Below are 646 nucleotides of genomic sequence, written 5' to 3'. Positions count from 1 at the left end.
TCAGTTCAACCACCCCTATTGCCCCTTTGACCCGAACTTCTTTTACTAACCAATGAGAAGCTAATTCACTGAGTTCATCAGTCAGTTGGGATTCAATATTCAACACCAGTATTTGCCAATCTGATTCAAGCAAAACATCAATACTTTCACAGGCGACCCGGCAGGCCAGCGGATTTCCCATAAAGGTCGGACCATGCATCAACACACCCTGCCCGTCGGCTGAAATACCCTGTGCCACTTTAGTCTGACATAAGGTGGCTGCCAGAGTCATATAACCGCCAGTTAACGCCTTACCAAGGCATATAATATCCGGCACCACACCGGCAGCTTCGTAAGCAAACAAATGTCCCGTGCGACCAAAGCCTGTGGCGATTTCATCAAAAATCAGCAACACATTGTGCTGGTCACATAACGATCTGAGTTCACGCAGATATTGCGAACAATAGAAACGCATGCCACCAGCACCCTGAACCAATGGCTCAACAATCACCGCAGCTAATTGTTCATGGTTGGCTTCGATTAAATCACGCATTTCGGCAATATCACTGTCCTGCCAATCGGCGTCATTACGACAGGTTGGCGCCGATGCAAACAGGTGCTGAGGTAACACATTGGCAAATTGGGAATGCATACCATTGACCGGATC

General features: G+C 47.8%; 1 protein-coding gene. It reads right to left on the bottom strand.

Translation table 11 applies throughout. The features are described 5' to 3' along the window. The coding region (locus B3O33_RS13630; protein ID WP_292363826.1) for an aminotransferase class III-fold pyridoxal phosphate-dependent enzyme at nt 1-646 on the bottom strand (646 nt) is incomplete at both ends.

The organism is Methylophaga sp. UBA1464, assembly GCF_002325665.1.
Taxonomy (GTDB): Bacteria; Pseudomonadota; Gammaproteobacteria; order Nitrosococcales; family Methylophagaceae; genus Methylophaga.
Note: the sequence above shows the minus strand (reverse complement) of the source record. Positions and strands in the feature narration are given on the sequence as shown.